General features: G+C 61.8%; 1 pseudogene. It reads right to left on the bottom strand.

The window, feature by feature from the left end:
* A pseudogene (locus CBW22_RS25715) lies at positions 1-335 on the bottom strand (type IV secretion system protein TraC); the annotation flags it as partial.

Genomic DNA, 335 nt, shown 5'->3' with positions numbered 1-335 from the left:
CCCGCCCCGGTGGTACCGGTCACCGCAATGTTGGCGTTGGTGGTGCCGTTCTTTTTGCTGAACATATCAAAAAAAGCCAGTTGCCCCCGGTAGGTGGGCAGCGGGCTGCCGAAGGGAGACATCTGCCGTTCTGCGACCACCGGCATCAGGTTCACCGCGTTAAAGCTTTTGCAGCGCAGGGTCGCCCCCATGTGCCGCATGTCGTCCCACAGCCCCTCCTGCATCAGGAACGGCAGCGTGGTGAGCCAGTTGCGCAGCTGCTGATAGCGGGGCGCCGACATTTCCAGTTCGTTCTTGCGGAACACGTTGATGGCCGCGTCCTCGCACTTCTGCTG

Origin of the sequence: Pantoea sp. VS1, from assembly GCF_002207995.1 — a bacterium.
GTDB classification, from domain to species: Bacteria; Pseudomonadota; Gammaproteobacteria; order Enterobacterales; family Enterobacteriaceae; genus Pantoea; species Pantoea dispersa.
Note: the sequence above shows the minus strand (reverse complement) of the source record. Positions and strands in the feature narration are given on the sequence as shown.